The organism is Aquimonas sp. (assembly GCF_044377145.1).
Classification (GTDB): domain Bacteria; phylum Pseudomonadota; class Gammaproteobacteria; order Xanthomonadales; family Xanthomonadaceae; genus Aquimonas.
Genome location: NZ_JBILJQ010000016.1, coordinates 1 through 13,439 on the forward strand (window position 1 = coordinate 1; position 13,439 = coordinate 13,439).

The following is a 13,439-nucleotide window of genomic DNA, read 5'->3' on the forward strand; positions in this document are numbered from 1 at the left end:
CTGTCGGATCCCGGACGATCGCGTACCTGCTTGACGAAGAGTTCCGGCTGGGTGGATTGCCAGCGTTTGAGCGCCAGAAGTGGAGTCTCGTGGTTGAGCGCCTTCTGTGGCAAGTGGTGGTTGTAGAGCCAGATGTAGCGGGTCAGCGTTTGCTCCAGATCCTCGCCTGACTCGAACCGGTAGGTGTTCAGGACGTGCGAGATCCGGCCGTTGAAGCGTTCCACCATGCCGTTGGTCTGCGGGCTCTTTGGACGGGTCAGGCGATGTTCGATGTCCAGCGCAGCACACAGTGCGTCGAACTCATGGGTGCCGCTCTCCGCGCGCTTGCGAAGGCCGAACAAGCGGTCGGTGAACTCCTTTCCGTTGTCGGTCAGAACAAACCGAATCTTGATGGGGCAGCGCACATGCAGCGACTTCAGGAAGCGCCGCGCAGACGCGGCCGTCTTGTTGGGGCGAATCTCCGCATAGACCCAACGGGTGGCGCGATCAATGGCCACGAACAGATAGCGCCGCTGGCTCTCTCCAGGCATCTGCGGCAGGTACTTCACGTCGATGTGGACGTAGCCTGGATCGTAGGCCTTGAACGCCTTCGTCGGCCGCACAGGCGCTTCTTCGACCGGCAGCCGCGACACCCCGCGACGACGCAGCAAGCGATCCAGTGCCGACCGGCTCATGCTGGCGTGGATGAACTCCTTCACCACCGACAGCAGGTCATCCAGCGACAGCCGCAGTGTCTTGCGCAGTTCCACCACGACCTCTTCCTGCGCCGAGTTCAGCGTGGTCTGCAGACGATGCGCGGTGTGGCTCAGGTCGTGCTGAATCGTGCGCTTGCGTCACTTGCGGATGGTCTGACGCGTGACCCCAAAGCGCTCCGCCAGCTCATAGTCGCTGCCGCTCGCCTGCTGGATCTCGCGGCGTGTGGCGGGTGTGGTTCGGGCGTTCTTGTGCAGGCGAATGTTCATGCAGTCCTCGGAGCGGAAAGCATCGGTCAGCAGGCCAACCAAGACCTCTCGTCCGATCAGCAGCGCTGACCGATTATGCAGGATGTATTCGTCCGGGATGCGACAGCGCGGCGAATCAGGTGATTGGGGACCAGCCAGCCCAGCTGGGCGCTGGCGCCTGACGCGACATCGAAACCTGACGCGGCATTGCCGTTCAGCACCTTGGCGGCGCGCAGCGGATGGCGCTGGTCGGACGGGATGCGCGGCCACACATCGAGTTGCTGAAGCAGAGCCACGCTGTGTTCGGTCAGCGCGATCTCGCGCCCATCGAGCTCCGGCGCGCCGAGCAGAGCGGCGGTCTGCGCTTCCACCAAGGCGATCCGCAAGCCGCTGCCGGCCAGTGCGCGAGCAAAGCACAGGCCGCTGGGGCCGGCGCCAATCACGATCACATCGAAGTCCAACATCGGTAGGGCCGCCTGGCGGAAAGCGATAGGCAGGGTCGCGCTTTCAGCCTACGGGCGACCTGATACGAATCAAGTGCAGCGGGGTTTCAGCCCAGATGCGAACCCGCGCAGGCCTCTTGGGCACGGTCGCGGCGATGAGCGGTGCTCAAGCCAACATCCGCAACGAGAAATCGATCGCCCGCACGTGCTTGGACAGGCCGCCGATCGAGAGGCAGTCGACGCCGGTCTCGGCGATCGCGCGCACTCTGTCGAGGTCGAGACCACCGGAGACCTCCAGCGGCACTCGGCCGGCGCTGATGGCGACTGCACGGCGCATGTCGGCGAGGCTGAAGTCGTCGATCAGGATGCGGTCGGCGGCCACGACAATCGCCTGCTCCAGCTCATCGAAGTTCTCGACCTCGACGATCACCGGCAGGCTCGGATGCAGGGCGCGGGCGCGCTCGACAATCGCGGCGATCGAGCCGGCCGCATCTCGTACTTCTGCGGCAGGCGCAGGCCCGCCCTGCATGATTGCTCGTGGCTGGAGTAAACGCAGGGGCGCTGGGCGGTCAGGCCGCACCAGTGACAAGGGAGGCCCGCAGAGGCAAAGGCGGAAGTCGCAGCGGTGGGCTGGTGCCGGCGAAGGCTGCGATTGATGGACACTTCCGCCTGCATTACGCGACCATCACTTTGATCGTCTGGCCATAGCGGGAGGGCAACGTGGCAAAGTTGGACCGGCTCCTCCACTTTCCGGCGGGTCAATTGGCCAACGCATGCTCGGCCCTCGCATGCTTGCTCCTCATGGTGAGTACGGAAATCGCAGCCAGCCCCTCGGCCAAGTTGGATCACCAAGCCTATATCTGGCAGCGGCAGTGGACGCCGGCAGTGTCGGCGGCCATTGATCATGTGAAGCCCGACCTCTCTGGCTTGCGCGTATTGGCCTTGCAATTCGACCCGATCCGCGGTTGGACTTCGCCAAGTGCAATTCATTTCACTGCCTTTCGCGATGTGCCGGTGGTGCTGGTAGTACGTCTGGAGCAATTGCCGGCGGGTGACGGGCAGGGCGAGACCTTGAATCAACTGATGGCGCTCCTCTCGCGTTGGCGAGCCGGGACATCGGAAGTGAGGGGTCTGGAGATCGATTTTGACAGTGCGACCAGCCAGCTGGCTCGCTATGCCGAATTTCTGATGGAACTGCGGGCGCGTATGCCCAAAGGCTATCCACTCTCGATCACTGTCCTGCCTACGTGGATTGAAAGCAAAGCCTTTCCGGCGCTGGCACAATCCGTCGATCTGTTGGTGCTGCAGGTGCATGCCATCCAGCGTCCGCCAGCACCGTTGTTTGAGCCAAACCACGCGTGGCAGTGGATAGCGAGGCTGCAACGGGCGACCGAGAAGCCATTTCTGCTTGCCCTGCCTACGTATGGTTCAAGGGTCCATTTCGATGTTGATCATTCGATAATCGCAGTGGAGAGCGAACAGAAACTGGGTTCTCTGGGGGCCGCAGGTACCAGCGAGCAATACGCTGCCGCCCCCGTTCTGTTTGCCTTCGTGCGCGAGCTCGAAGACCGGGCGCCGGCCGGGTTGACTGGCGTCGCATGGTTTCGCCTGCCAACGACCCGCGACCAGCGCGCGTGGTCGGCACAGACCTTACTGGCGGTGATCCGGGGAACACCGCTTGAGTCGAAGGTGCAAAGTGAGTTGCGACAGTCTGCAGCTGACAGCTTTGATGTGCTGCTGCATAACACGGGCAACATGGATGGCGAACTGCCACACCGCGTCCGTTTGCATGCCGAATGTCGGGCCGGCGATGGTGCGAGGACGTTCGAGTTTGATCTGCAGGCCAAGCATTTTCTGCGCTCAAGTGCAGCTAGTCTGCCTGCTGGCAGACGCATCGTCGTTGGTTGGGTCCGTTGTGTCGCCTTGGAGGGTTCAGATGTTGAGTTGGTTTGGTAGAGTCGGCAGCGGTTTGATGGTCGGGTTGCTATTGTCGTCACCCGCGCGAAGCTGCGGGATGTATTACCCTGAAACCACTGCCTTGCAGAAACTCGACGGGTTGGCCAATCAGCTGTTCAGCGATTTTCACGCTTCGATTCTGCACGAAGACTACCCCACTCTTCCATTGAGCGACTACTCCAACGAAATGCGTTGGCAAAGCAGTGGCGCACTCAGCACGCCTGAGGCCGAACAACAGCAGCTGAGTGCCGAAGATTTGGCCCGCGTTGAAGCAATGCGGGCTGCCGCAAGCTTTGAAGCCAGTTGGGAAGCGGGTGCGGGCCTGAGTGAGGAAGTGCGGCACTACACTGCAGGGGCTTGGGCATTTAGGCGCAACGAGCCGGATCGGGCGCGAGTGAATTTTTCCGCTGTGCTGCAACTGCCGGTTGCGCAGCAGCAGCATCGAGGTAGCTGGGCACAGTACATGCTGGCACGAATGGCGCTTGCTGATCTCCGCGAAGCAACAGCTACGAGCACGGACGCGCGCGAACTTGCAGTAGAGGCGAAGCAGGTGGCGGCCATGTTTGCGCATGTGCGCGCCATCATCCATCAGCAACAAGCAAGTGACCCGCTGCTGTTGGCGCGCTCCAGCTGGGGGGAGGAGGCGGCGGCACTTCTTATGGTCGGTGACGACCACGCCGCCACCGAGCGCTATCTCGCTCAGGCGCAACTGGGCTCATGGTCGGGACGGTCATCCTTGCTCATGGTGGCGCGCGCCATTGTTCGCGATGAGCAGCGCCTGCGGTCGGCGTTGGACGATCCACTGTTGCAGGCTTTGGTCACCGCCTTGGTGATGAGCACGCCGCTCGATGACATCGCTGACGATGTCTACTCCCCTGCGGATCAATACCCCGTCAGTTTCAACCTCACTGCCTACTTGGGCGCCTTGCAACACCTGCCCGGAAAGGCTATTGCCGGCGCGGACCGGCTTGCGGCGCTGGCCTACCGGCAAGGGCATTACGGGTTGGCCACCGAACTGATCGAGCACACCAACTCGCCCTTGGGCTGGTGGCTGCGAGGGAAATTGGCCGAGCGTGCTGGGCAGACCGATCAGGCGCGACAGGCTTACCAGCGCGCCGAGCAGATGTGGCGCGAGACTCCGCAACTGCTTGAGCAGATGCCAGCACAGTGCGGTCCGCAAGTCGATCAGGCGCGGCTCGCCGCCAATGCGGGCGAAACAGTGGATGCGATGTTGCAGCTGCGCTCGACCGATCGCTTTGAGCATGTGATGACGGGGCTGGGTCTGATGCAGTTGTCTACCGCTCAATTGCGCAGCTACTTCGAGCAGCACGGTGACGCAAGCAGCGACTACGACTCGGTCCTCCGCCATGCTTTGGGGCTACGCCTTCTGGCCAGTGGCGACTCCGCGGCAGATGCGTTCTTGAGGGGAGGCCAGGCAAAGCTCATGGCGCGTCACCTGGATGACGCCAGACAAACACTTGGGCGCGATCATCGGCAGACGTCGCAATCCCTGTTTGCCGCCGCCAGCGCACTGCGGGATCTGGACAACTCTGAACTAAAGGCCGCGTTGGATGCCAATCCCATCGAAGTGGACGCGCTGGGCTTTGACCGTCTGCGTGGCCCGCTCACCGGCCAGCTGTCCAGCAGCCGTGTGGCGGCCGACCTTGCCAATCAAGCAGCTGACCAACTGGCGCCTGGTTCGCAGGCATTCGCCGCCGTGCTGTGCCACGCCACCAGCTGGTTGCTGGCACGAAACCCGGAAACCGCGCGCATCTATTTCCGCCGCTATCAATTGCAGGGCAGATACTTCAAGTGGGCAGATGATTTTGGCCGCGGTTGTCCTCAGCCCGAGTTCGCTGACGCGGCGGCGCCTTCCGCCATCGAGCCAGTACGATTCAAGCGCTGCCAGTCAAACGGCAACTGCTTCCGCTATCATTCCCCGCGCAGCGTGATTGATGATCGCCAAGGGCTGCAGTGGGCGCAGCGTGACACCGAAGACGAGTGGGAAGGCCTTGACGCCGCCGGCCAAGCGTGTTCCGCGCTTGGCGAGGGATGGCGATTGCCGACGTCGACCGAACTCAGTGGATTGAAAGCGCCTTTGAGCGAGGAGTCGATGCGTTGTGGCGAGACTTCTCGTTGCTCGATTTCGCTGTGGTTTCAGCTGTCGAGCGCTCAGCTGTGGACGGAGCAGGGCGGGTTCGATCTGGTCACTTGGCAGCTGTTGGCCGGCGCCGAAAACACCAGGGCAATGCCGGCGCTGTGTGTGCGGTGACTGTTGGCTCGGGTCGACCGGGCGGCCGCTTCGTTTGCATTCCTTTCCTGTCAAAGGGTGCAAACGCAGATTTTAGACGCTTTGAACCCTTCCGGCGCAATCGAGACTGCCAGCCTCACGATGCTCAGGCCGACAACCGCAGCGAGAAGTCGATCGCCTGTACGTGCTTGCTCAGGCCGCCGATCGAGATGCAGTCGACGCCGGTCTCGGCGATCGCGCGCACGCTGTCGAGGTCAACACCGCCGGAGACTTCCAGCGGCACCCGACCGGCGCTGATGGTGACTGCCTGGCGCATGTCGGCGAGGCTGAAGTCATCGATCAGGATGCGGTCGGCGGCCACCGCAATCGCCTGCTCCAGCTCATCGAAGTTCTCGACCTCGACGATCACCGGCAGGCCCGGGTGCAGGACGCGGGCGCGCTCGACAATCGCTGCGATCGAGCCGGCCGCAGCGATGTGGTTCTCCTTCACCATCACCGCATCAAACAGGCCGATGCGATGGTTGTGTCCGCCGCCGCAGCGCACCGCGTACTTCTGCGCCAGTCGTAGACCCGGCAGGGTTTTGCGGGTGTCGAGGATGCGCGCGCGGGTGCCGGCCACGGTGCGCACGAACTCGGCGGTGCGGGTGGCAGTGGCCGACAGGGTCTGCAGAAAGTTCAGCGCACTGCGCTCGGCCGACAGCAGGGCGCGGCTGCGGCCGTGAAGCCGGCACACGGTCTGGCCCGCGCTGAGCACATCACCATCCACCGCGAGCCAGTCGATGCGCAGATCGGGGTCGAGCGCGCGGAAACAGGTCTGGAACCACTCGCTGCCGGCCAGCACGGCCGAGGGCTCCTTGCACACCAGTTGGGCGTCACCGATGGCGTCGGCGTCGATCAAGGCGGCGGTGGCGTCGCCGGGGCCGATGTCCTCTTCCAGCGCTCGCACCACATCGAGCGGGATGCGCGCGCGCTCCTCGGGCTTGAGCTGTACGGACATGCGCTTTATGCCGCGCGCGGTTCGGCGCCGGGCACGTGCAGCAGCTCGACGGCCTCGTCCGCCAGCAGTACCGGGATGCCGTCATCGATGCGGTAGGCGCGGGTGCCGTTGTCGGTCACCAGGCCTTCCTTCCACGGCTGGTTCAGTGCCAGGCCATCGGTCTGCTTGACGCCGCCGGCGGTGATCGCGGCATTCAGGGCGGCGAGGCGCTTGGCATCCAGCATGTGCAGGGGCTGGCGCGTCAGCGGGCAGCAGAGAATTTCGAGCAGGCGCGGGTCGAGGGCCATGGGCGTCTTCAAGGCGTGGAGCGGGCTGCGATTCTCGCAGCCGCGGCGCCGGCCTGCAAAGCAAGGCACGGACTGCTGGCCCCCGGCGCCGACTACACTACGCGGCCCGGCGGGGTGGACCCGCCGGAAAGATCCCCTAGCGGAGGCCGCAGGTCATGACGGAGCACAGCGCCGGGCAGCCCGGATCGATTCCCCTCTCAGGCCCGCCGCTGGTCGGCGTGGTGATGGGTTCGCGTTCGGACTGGGACACCATGCAGCAGGCCGTGCAGCGGCTCGAAGCGCTGGGCGTGCCGCACGAGGTTCAAGTGGTGTCGGCGCATCGCACGCCCGATCTGTTGTTCGCCTACGCCGAGTCGGCCGAGGCGCGCGGCCTGCGCGCGATCATCGCCGGGGCCGGTGGCGCCGCCCATCTCCCCGGCATGCTGGCTGCCAAAACTGCGGTGCCGGTGCTCGGCGTACCGGTGCAGTCGAAGGCGCTGAACGGGCTCGATTCGCTGCTGTCGATCGTGCAGATGCCGGCCGGTATACCGGTTGCTACCTTCGCGATTGGCGCGGCCGGTGCCGCCAATGCCGGACTGTTCGCGGCCAGTCTGCTGGCGGCGGATCACCCGCAGATCCGCGCTGCGCTGACGGCCTTCCGCGCCAAGCAGACCGAGGATGTCCTCGCCAATTCCGACCCGAGGCTGCCGTGAGCGAGCGCAGTTTGACTCGCATCGGCGTGCTCGGCGGCGGCCAGCTGGCGCGCATGCTGGCCTTGGCCGGGGCGCCGCTGGGGGCGAAGTTCCTGATGCTCGACACCGATGCCGGTGCCTGTGGCGGCCAGGTCGCGGCGCTGATGCAGGCGGACTATCGCGATCTCGACGCGCTGGGCCGCTTCGCTGCGGAAGTCGATCTGGTCACTTTCGATTTCGAGAACGTGCCGGCCGACAGCGCGGCCTGGCTGGCCGAGCGGGTGCCGGTGTTTCCCAGCCCGCGCGCGCTGGCGGTGGCGCAGGACCGGATCGCCGAGAAGACCCTGTTCCGCCAGCTCGGCATCGGCACGCCGGCTTTCGCCGCGGTCGATTCACTGTCGGATCTGCACGCCGCGGTCGCCGCGATCGGCCTGCCCAGCATTCTGAAAACCCGCCGGCTCGGCTACGACGGCAAGGGCCAGTTCCGGCTGCGCCAGCCGCAGGACATCGAAGCCGCGTGGTCAGCGCTGGCCCAGAGCCATGACCACGCCAGCCTCGTGCTGGAAGCCTTCGTGCCGTTCGAGCGTGAGCTCTCGGTGGTGGCGGTGCGGGGCCGCAGCGGCGAGTTCCGCAGCTATCCGCTGACCCGCAACTGGCATCACGAGGGGATTCTGTCCCTGAGCCTTGCGCCAGCCAATGTCGACGAGCCGCTGGTCGCGCGCGCACTGCAGCACGCCCGCTCGGTCGCCGACGAACTGGGCTATGTCGGTGTGTTCGCGCTGGAGCTGTTCGAGCTCGGCGGCGAACTGCTGGCCAACGAGATGGCGCCGCGGGTGCACAACAGCGGCCACTGGACGATCGAGGGCGCGGTCAGCAGCCAGTTCGAGAACCACCTGCGTGCCGTGATGGGCCTGCCGCTCGGCGATACCGCCAGCCGCGGCTGCAGCGCGATGCTGAACTGGATCGGCGATCTGCCCGACTGCGCCGCGGCGCTGAGCGTGCCCGGCCTGCACTGGCATGACTACGGCAAATCGGCGCGACCCGGTCGCAAGGTTGGCCACGCCACCGTGCGTGCCGACAGCGCCCTGCAGCTCGCCGATGCGCTGCAAGCCGTGGGCGGCGCGCTCGGTCGACAGGCCCAGGTCGAGACAGCGATCCAGACCCTGCGCGGCTGATCGACGATGGGCGACTCGATCGCACTCGGTCCGCTGCTTTTGCCCCTGCAGGCCGTGCTGCTGGTGCTGGCGACTGCACTCGCGCTGGGTCTGCTGAGCCTGTTGCCGGAGGCGCCCGGCGCACCGCGCAAGCGCGCCGAGTCGCGTCTGTTCCGGGTGTTGGCGACTGGCGTGATCGGTGCGCGACTGGGCTGGGTCGGTCTGAACTGGCAGGCCTATGCCGCCACGCCCGGCGCTGTTCTGGCGTTCCGTGACGGCGGCTACAGTCCCGCAATCGGCTTGATCTGCGCGGCGTCGGTGCTGATCGTCAGCGCGGTTCGCGCCGGCGCGTCATCGCGCGCTGGATGCATCGCTGATCGGCGTGCGCCGCTGTCGGCGGATATCCAGCTGGCACGCCGCCAACTGCTGCTGCCAGGTGCCGCCGCGTTGCTGCTGATTGTTCTGGGCCAAGCCGGTCTGGCCCTGCGCGCGGCGGCCGAAGTACAGCCGCTGCCGCGTTTGACGCTGCAGACTCTGGACGGCGCGGCCTATGCGTTTCCGCCAGCGCCCGGCCGGCCGCAGGTGATCAATCTGTGGGCCAGCTGGTGCGGGCCCTGCCGGCGCGAGATGCCGGCCTTTGCGCGAGTGCAGGCGCGGCGGCCGGATGTGGACTTCATCTATCTCAACATCGGCGAACGCCGCGACGAAATCGATGCGTTTCTGCGCAGCCTGCAACAGCCGCTGGTGCCCGTGGTGCTGGACATCGATGCCCAGCTGCCGGCGCAGATCGCAGTACGCGGCTACCCGACGACCTTGTTCCTGGATGCTGCGGGTCGCCTGCAGCGGGTGCGCAGCGGAGAACTCTCTGAGGCCAGTCTGCAGGCGCTGCTGCCGGCGCCGTCGACGGAGTAGTCAGCGGCGTATCGATGCTCGATCGGCAGCGCAATCGGCAGCGCGCTTGCCGCCCTCACCAACTCTCAGCGCCCCGAACGCAGGCCCGCATCGAAGGCGTGCGCATCGCCCTGATGCTCAGCCGGCGAGATACCCAGCAGCCTGCACATCAGCGCATACACATCGACGGCGCGGACCGGATCGATTTCGCTGCCAGCGATGAAGGCAGGGCCATGGCCGATGAAGATCGAGCGCATCGAGGGCAGGGCCGGATCGTAGCCATGGCCGCCGCGCTTGACCCTGGCGCCGGGCATCGACAGCAGGCGTCGGGTTGCGATCGCGTAGGGCGGCTCGGCCTGACAGGTGATGCTCGGCACGCGCGGGTGCTGGCCGAACTGCCACTCGGCCGGCAGCTGATCGCGGCGGTAACAGCGCATCCGCGGATGTGGCTTGAGCAGGGCAGCTTCGACCTCGGCGGCGCGGCCGCGGCGGGGCTCGATGCCGGCCATCGCGCCATACGCAGTCAGCGCGAAGCTGCGCGGATCGAGCAGATCGTCGAGCACGATCGGCTGCGACTGATCGAGCGCGCTCATGCCGTGGTCGGACACGATCAACAGGTTGATGCGATCGCTCATGCCGGCCGCTTCCAACCCGGCAACAAGTTTCTGCAATGAACGATCCACATGCGCGACCGCGCGTCGCAGCTGCGGCGAATCGGGCCCGTAGGTATGGCCGATGCTGTCGACCCGCTCGAAGTACAGGGTGAGGAAATCCGGTCGGGTCCGCTCGGGCCGCTGCAGCCACTGCAGCACGGTGTTGATCCGCGCGTTCTGCTGCAGGTCGCTGCTGTAGGGCAGCCAGTCGTAGGGACGAATGCCCTGGATCTCGGCTTCCGAGCCCGGCCAGAACAGCGTCGCGGCGCGCAGGCCCTGGCGTTGCGCGCTGACCCAGATCGGCTCACCGCCCCACCAGCGACCGTCCTTGACCGCATCGCGCAGGTGCATCGCGAACTGCCCGAGCTGCGGGTCCTGCATGCTGTTGTTGATGATGCCGTGGCGGTCCGGATGCAGGCCGGTGACCAGGGTGTAGTGATTCGGAAACGTCAGTGAGGGATAGCTGGGCTGCATCCAGGCGGCGCGGCTGCCTTCGCTGGCCAGCCGCCGCAGGGTTGCGGCCTCGGGCAGCTGCAGATAGTCGGGATGGAAGCCGTCAATCGAGATCAGCAGCAGCGGAGCCGGCCGCGCCGGTGACGTGGAGCCTGCGACGGGACCCCGGGCACAGGCGGCAAGCAGCATCAGTGCAGCCACCAGCAACAGCGCAGGCGCGCGCGCAGCGCGAGCGCAGGCCGCGCTCACAAGTCTGAGAGATTCGAAAGGCATCCCACCAGTATGCGTGGCGGATCCGGCGCGGCGGATCTGCCTTTGGTCTTGGTTCCGGGCGTGTCTTCAGTGTGTTCATCCGCGGTGGACATCAAGCTCAGCGATCACACGCTGCGCAGCTGCGGGCGCAGCCAGCGTAGGCCGTCACCCTCCAGCCACAGTTCGATGTCTGCCGCTGCCATCGGCCTCGCGTAGTAGTAGCCCTGTGCCACCGGGCAGCCGGCTTCCAGCAGAAATCGGTGCTGTTCTGCGGTCTCCACGCCTTCGGCCACCACGTTCTGGCCGAGGCTCTTTCCAATGCCGATTACCGCGCTGGCAAGCGCGCGATCGCCGGGATCGGTTTCGATGTCGTTGACGAAGCTGCGGTCGAGTTTCAGCTCGTCGACCGGCAGGCGCTTCAGATAGCTCAGGCTCGAATAGCCGGTGCCGAAGTCATCGACCGACAGATGCACGCCGAGCCGGTTGAGGCTGTCGAGATCGGCGCGAATGCGCGGTTCATCGTTCAGCATCAGGCGTTCGGTGATCTCCAGCGTCAGCGCCTGCGGCGGCAGGTTGTATCGCTGCAGCACGATCCGCACATGCGCGGGCACATCGTCCTGACTGAAGCGCTGCGCCGACAGGTTGACTGCCATCGCCGGGATCGGCAGGCCGCGCTGCAGCCAGTCGGACAGCTGCGCGCAGGCGCGCTCCAGCACCCAGGCATCCAGCGCATTGATCAGGCCGCAGTCTTCGGCCAGCGGGATGAACTGGTCCGGCGCGATCCGGCCCAATTCAGGATGGGTCCAGCGCACCAGCGCCTCGACCCCAGCCAGGCCCGGTTTGCCCAGCAGCACCTTGGGCTGATAGTGCAGCTCCAGCGCCTCACGGCTGATCGCCAGCCGCAGCGCGCTTTCCATCTGCAGGCGCCAGCGTGCCGATTCATTCATCGACGACAGGAAGAAGCGCACGCAGCCGCGGCCGTCGCGCTTGGCCTCGTACATCGCGATATCGGCGTTGCGCATCAGGGTTTCGAAATCGCGGGCGTCATCCGGGAACTGGCTGATGCCGATACTGATGGTGGGCACCAGCACCTGGCCGCCGATCTCGATCCGCTGTGCGACCGCGCGCAGCACTTTCTCGGCGGCAATCGCACTGTCGTTGGCGTCGCTGTCGGGGAACAGCACAACGAATTCATCGCCCCCGATGCGGCTGACGGTATCGGAGTCGCGCAGCGCGCTGCGCAGGCGCAGGCCGACTTCACGCAGGAGCTCGTCGCCGGCGGCATGGCCCATCGAATCGTTGATGGTCTTGAAGCGGTCGATATCGAGCACCGCCATGCCGAGCTTGCGGCCGTCGCGTCCTGCCTGCTGCAGGGCAACCCGCGCGCGGTCCATCAGCAGGGCGCGGTTGGGCAGGCCGGTCAGCGCGTCGAAGAAGGCGAGCCGTTCGATCTGGTGCTGGTTGTCTTCGTGCTGGATCGCGATCCGGCACAGCTGCAGGCAGGCATCCACCATGCGGCGGTGAAAGCGGCTCGGCCCGCGAGTCTCGCGGTAGTAGAAGGCGAAGGTGGCGATCACCCGGCCATCGCGACCGAACACCGGCGTTGACCAGCAGGCGTTCAGGCCCAGCGGCAGCACCAGATGCTTGTAGCTTGCCCACAGCGGATCCGTGTCGATGTTCTGCACTTCGACCTCTTCACCGCGGAAGGCAGCGGTGCCGCAGGAGCCCGTCTGCTCACCGATCTCAAGCCCGTCGAGCTGGCTGGAATAGGCGACGGGCAAGCTGGGCCCGGCCAGCGGACGGAGCCGGCCCTGTTCGTCGATCCGCAGCACCGAACTGATGACCTCGGGCGCCAGCGCTTCGACCTGGCGGCACAGCAGATCGAGCACGGCGCGCAGCGGCCGGCCGAGTGCGACCGACTCCAGCACGTCGCGCTGCAGCAGGTTGACTGCAGCCTCCTGCTGGCGGTCGATCAGCGGAAACACCATGCCCAGCAGCTGCTCGGAATCTTTGGGCCGGCACAGCCGCAGCTCGATCGCCTCCATCACGCCGCCCGCGGTATTGAGCGAGGCGGGTGCGAGCAGCAGAGTTTGCGCGGGCAACAGATTCTGGGTCAGGCGGTGCCAGCGTTCGGGGCCCAGATCGCCGATGAAATCGCCGACGGCATCGCGCGGGCGGTTGCCGAGGCGAGCAGCCAGGCTGGGGTTCAGGCTCAGCACTTGGCCCGACGGATCGGCCAGGAACGCGCCGATGGAAGTGCCCTCGAAGAGAGCGAACAGCGCCGCCGTCGAGTGCGTTTTGCTGACCGGATTGCTCATTCGGTGAGGCCCCAGCGGCGGTTCAAGGGGCCGCCGTCGCGCGCTTGCTTCAGGTAGGCGTTCGCTGACCCCGCGGATCGCGGGCTCAGCGGGAGGCGATGCTTCGCGCGGCGTTTGATGATCACGACCAGCGCGCTGCAACCGGCATGCCCCGGGTTTCCGTCACGGGCTT

Annotated in this window: 11 protein-coding genes and 1 pseudogene; 5 read left to right on the plus strand and 7 right to left on the minus strand. The window is 65.9% G+C overall.

The features are described 5' to 3' along the window. The 3 genes and pseudogenes from ACIQ7H_RS07120 to ACIQ7H_RS07130 form a co-directional block, all read right to left on the minus strand. Nucleotides 1–962, minus strand: a pseudogene (locus tag ACIQ7H_RS07120) (IS481 family transposase); the annotation flags it as partial. 56 nt (nucleotides 963–1,018) lie between these two features. After that, nucleotides 1,019–1,405: an FAD-dependent monooxygenase gene (locus ACIQ7H_RS07125; protein ID WP_395789840.1), complete on the minus strand. Its 387-nt coding sequence runs from the start codon at nucleotides 1,403–1,405 to the stop codon at nucleotides 1,019–1,021. A gap of 145 nt (nucleotides 1,406–1,550) precedes the next feature. Next, complete coding sequence (locus ACIQ7H_RS07130; RefSeq protein ID WP_395789842.1) at nucleotides 1,551–1,913, minus strand: nicotinate-nucleotide diphosphorylase; 363 nt, start codon at nucleotides 1,911–1,913, stop codon at nucleotides 1,551–1,553. A 275-nt stretch (nucleotides 1,914–2,188) separates the two neighbouring features. Between ACIQ7H_RS07130 and ACIQ7H_RS07135 the strand changes: the two genes are divergently transcribed. Together ACIQ7H_RS07135 and ACIQ7H_RS07140 are read left to right on the plus strand one after the other, a co-directional pair. After that, the gene (locus ACIQ7H_RS07135) at nucleotides 2,189–3,340 is read left to right on the plus strand and encodes a DUF3142 domain-containing protein (RefSeq protein ID WP_395789844.1); all 1,152 of its coding nucleotides are present in this window, start codon (nucleotides 2,189–2,191) and stop codon (nucleotides 3,338–3,340) included. Between the two features lie 58 nt (nucleotides 3,341–3,398). Next, a complete protein-coding gene (locus ACIQ7H_RS07140) occupies nucleotides 3,399–5,612 on the plus strand; it encodes a hypothetical protein (protein ID WP_395789846.1) in 2,214 nt (737 codons plus the stop codon). Nucleotides 5,613–5,736: 124 nt separating this feature from the next. Here ACIQ7H_RS07140 and nadC read toward each other — a convergent pair whose 3' ends face one another. Both nadC and ACIQ7H_RS07150 read right to left on the minus strand, forming a co-directional pair. Then, the gene (gene nadC, locus ACIQ7H_RS07145; RefSeq protein WP_395789848.1) at nucleotides 5,737–6,588 is read right to left on the minus strand and encodes a carboxylating nicotinate-nucleotide diphosphorylase; all 852 of its coding nucleotides are present in this window, start codon (nucleotides 6,586–6,588) and stop codon (nucleotides 5,737–5,739) included. Between the two features lie 5 nt (nucleotides 6,589–6,593). Further along, on the minus strand, nucleotides 6,594–6,875 hold the full coding sequence (locus ACIQ7H_RS07150; protein WP_395789850.1) for a Trm112 family protein: 282 nt from the start codon (nucleotides 6,873–6,875) through the stop codon (nucleotides 6,594–6,596). A gap of 155 nt (nucleotides 6,876–7,030) precedes the next feature. On the opposite strand from ACIQ7H_RS07150, the gene purE reads away from it, so the two are divergent. From purE to ACIQ7H_RS07165, 3 genes are read left to right on the plus strand one after another with little or no spacing between them, the layout of a single operon-like run. Further along, nucleotides 7,031–7,567 carry a 5-(carboxyamino)imidazole ribonucleotide mutase gene (purE, locus tag ACIQ7H_RS07155; RefSeq protein ID WP_395789852.1) on the plus strand — a complete coding sequence of 179 codons (537 nt, stop codon included), beginning with the start codon at nucleotides 7,031–7,033 and terminating at the stop codon, nucleotides 7,565–7,567. Between the two features lie 11 nt (nucleotides 7,568–7,578). After that, nucleotides 7,579–8,721, plus strand: a complete 1,143-nt coding sequence (locus tag ACIQ7H_RS07160; protein ID WP_395789965.1) for a 5-(carboxyamino)imidazole ribonucleotide synthase — start codon at nucleotides 7,579–7,581, stop codon at nucleotides 8,719–8,721. Nucleotides 8,722–8,727: 6 nt separating this feature from the next. After that, nucleotides 8,728–9,612, plus strand: a complete 885-nt coding sequence (locus tag ACIQ7H_RS07165; RefSeq protein WP_395789854.1) for a redoxin family protein — start codon at nucleotides 8,728–8,730, stop codon at nucleotides 9,610–9,612. Nucleotides 9,613–9,677: 65 nt separating this feature from the next. Here the strand turns inward: ACIQ7H_RS07165 and ACIQ7H_RS07170 are convergent, their stop codons facing one another. Both ACIQ7H_RS07170 and ACIQ7H_RS07175 read right to left on the minus strand, forming a co-directional pair. Beyond that, nucleotides 9,678–10,898, minus strand: a complete 1,221-nt coding sequence (locus tag ACIQ7H_RS07170; RefSeq protein ID WP_395789856.1) for an ectonucleotide pyrophosphatase/phosphodiesterase — start codon at nucleotides 10,896–10,898, stop codon at nucleotides 9,678–9,680. Nucleotides 10,899–11,074: 176 nt separating this feature from the next. Next, a complete protein-coding gene (locus ACIQ7H_RS07175) occupies nucleotides 11,075–13,267 on the minus strand; it encodes a putative bifunctional diguanylate cyclase/phosphodiesterase (protein WP_395789858.1) in 2,193 nt (730 codons plus the stop codon). Nucleotides 13,268–13,439 lie beyond the last annotated feature (172 nt).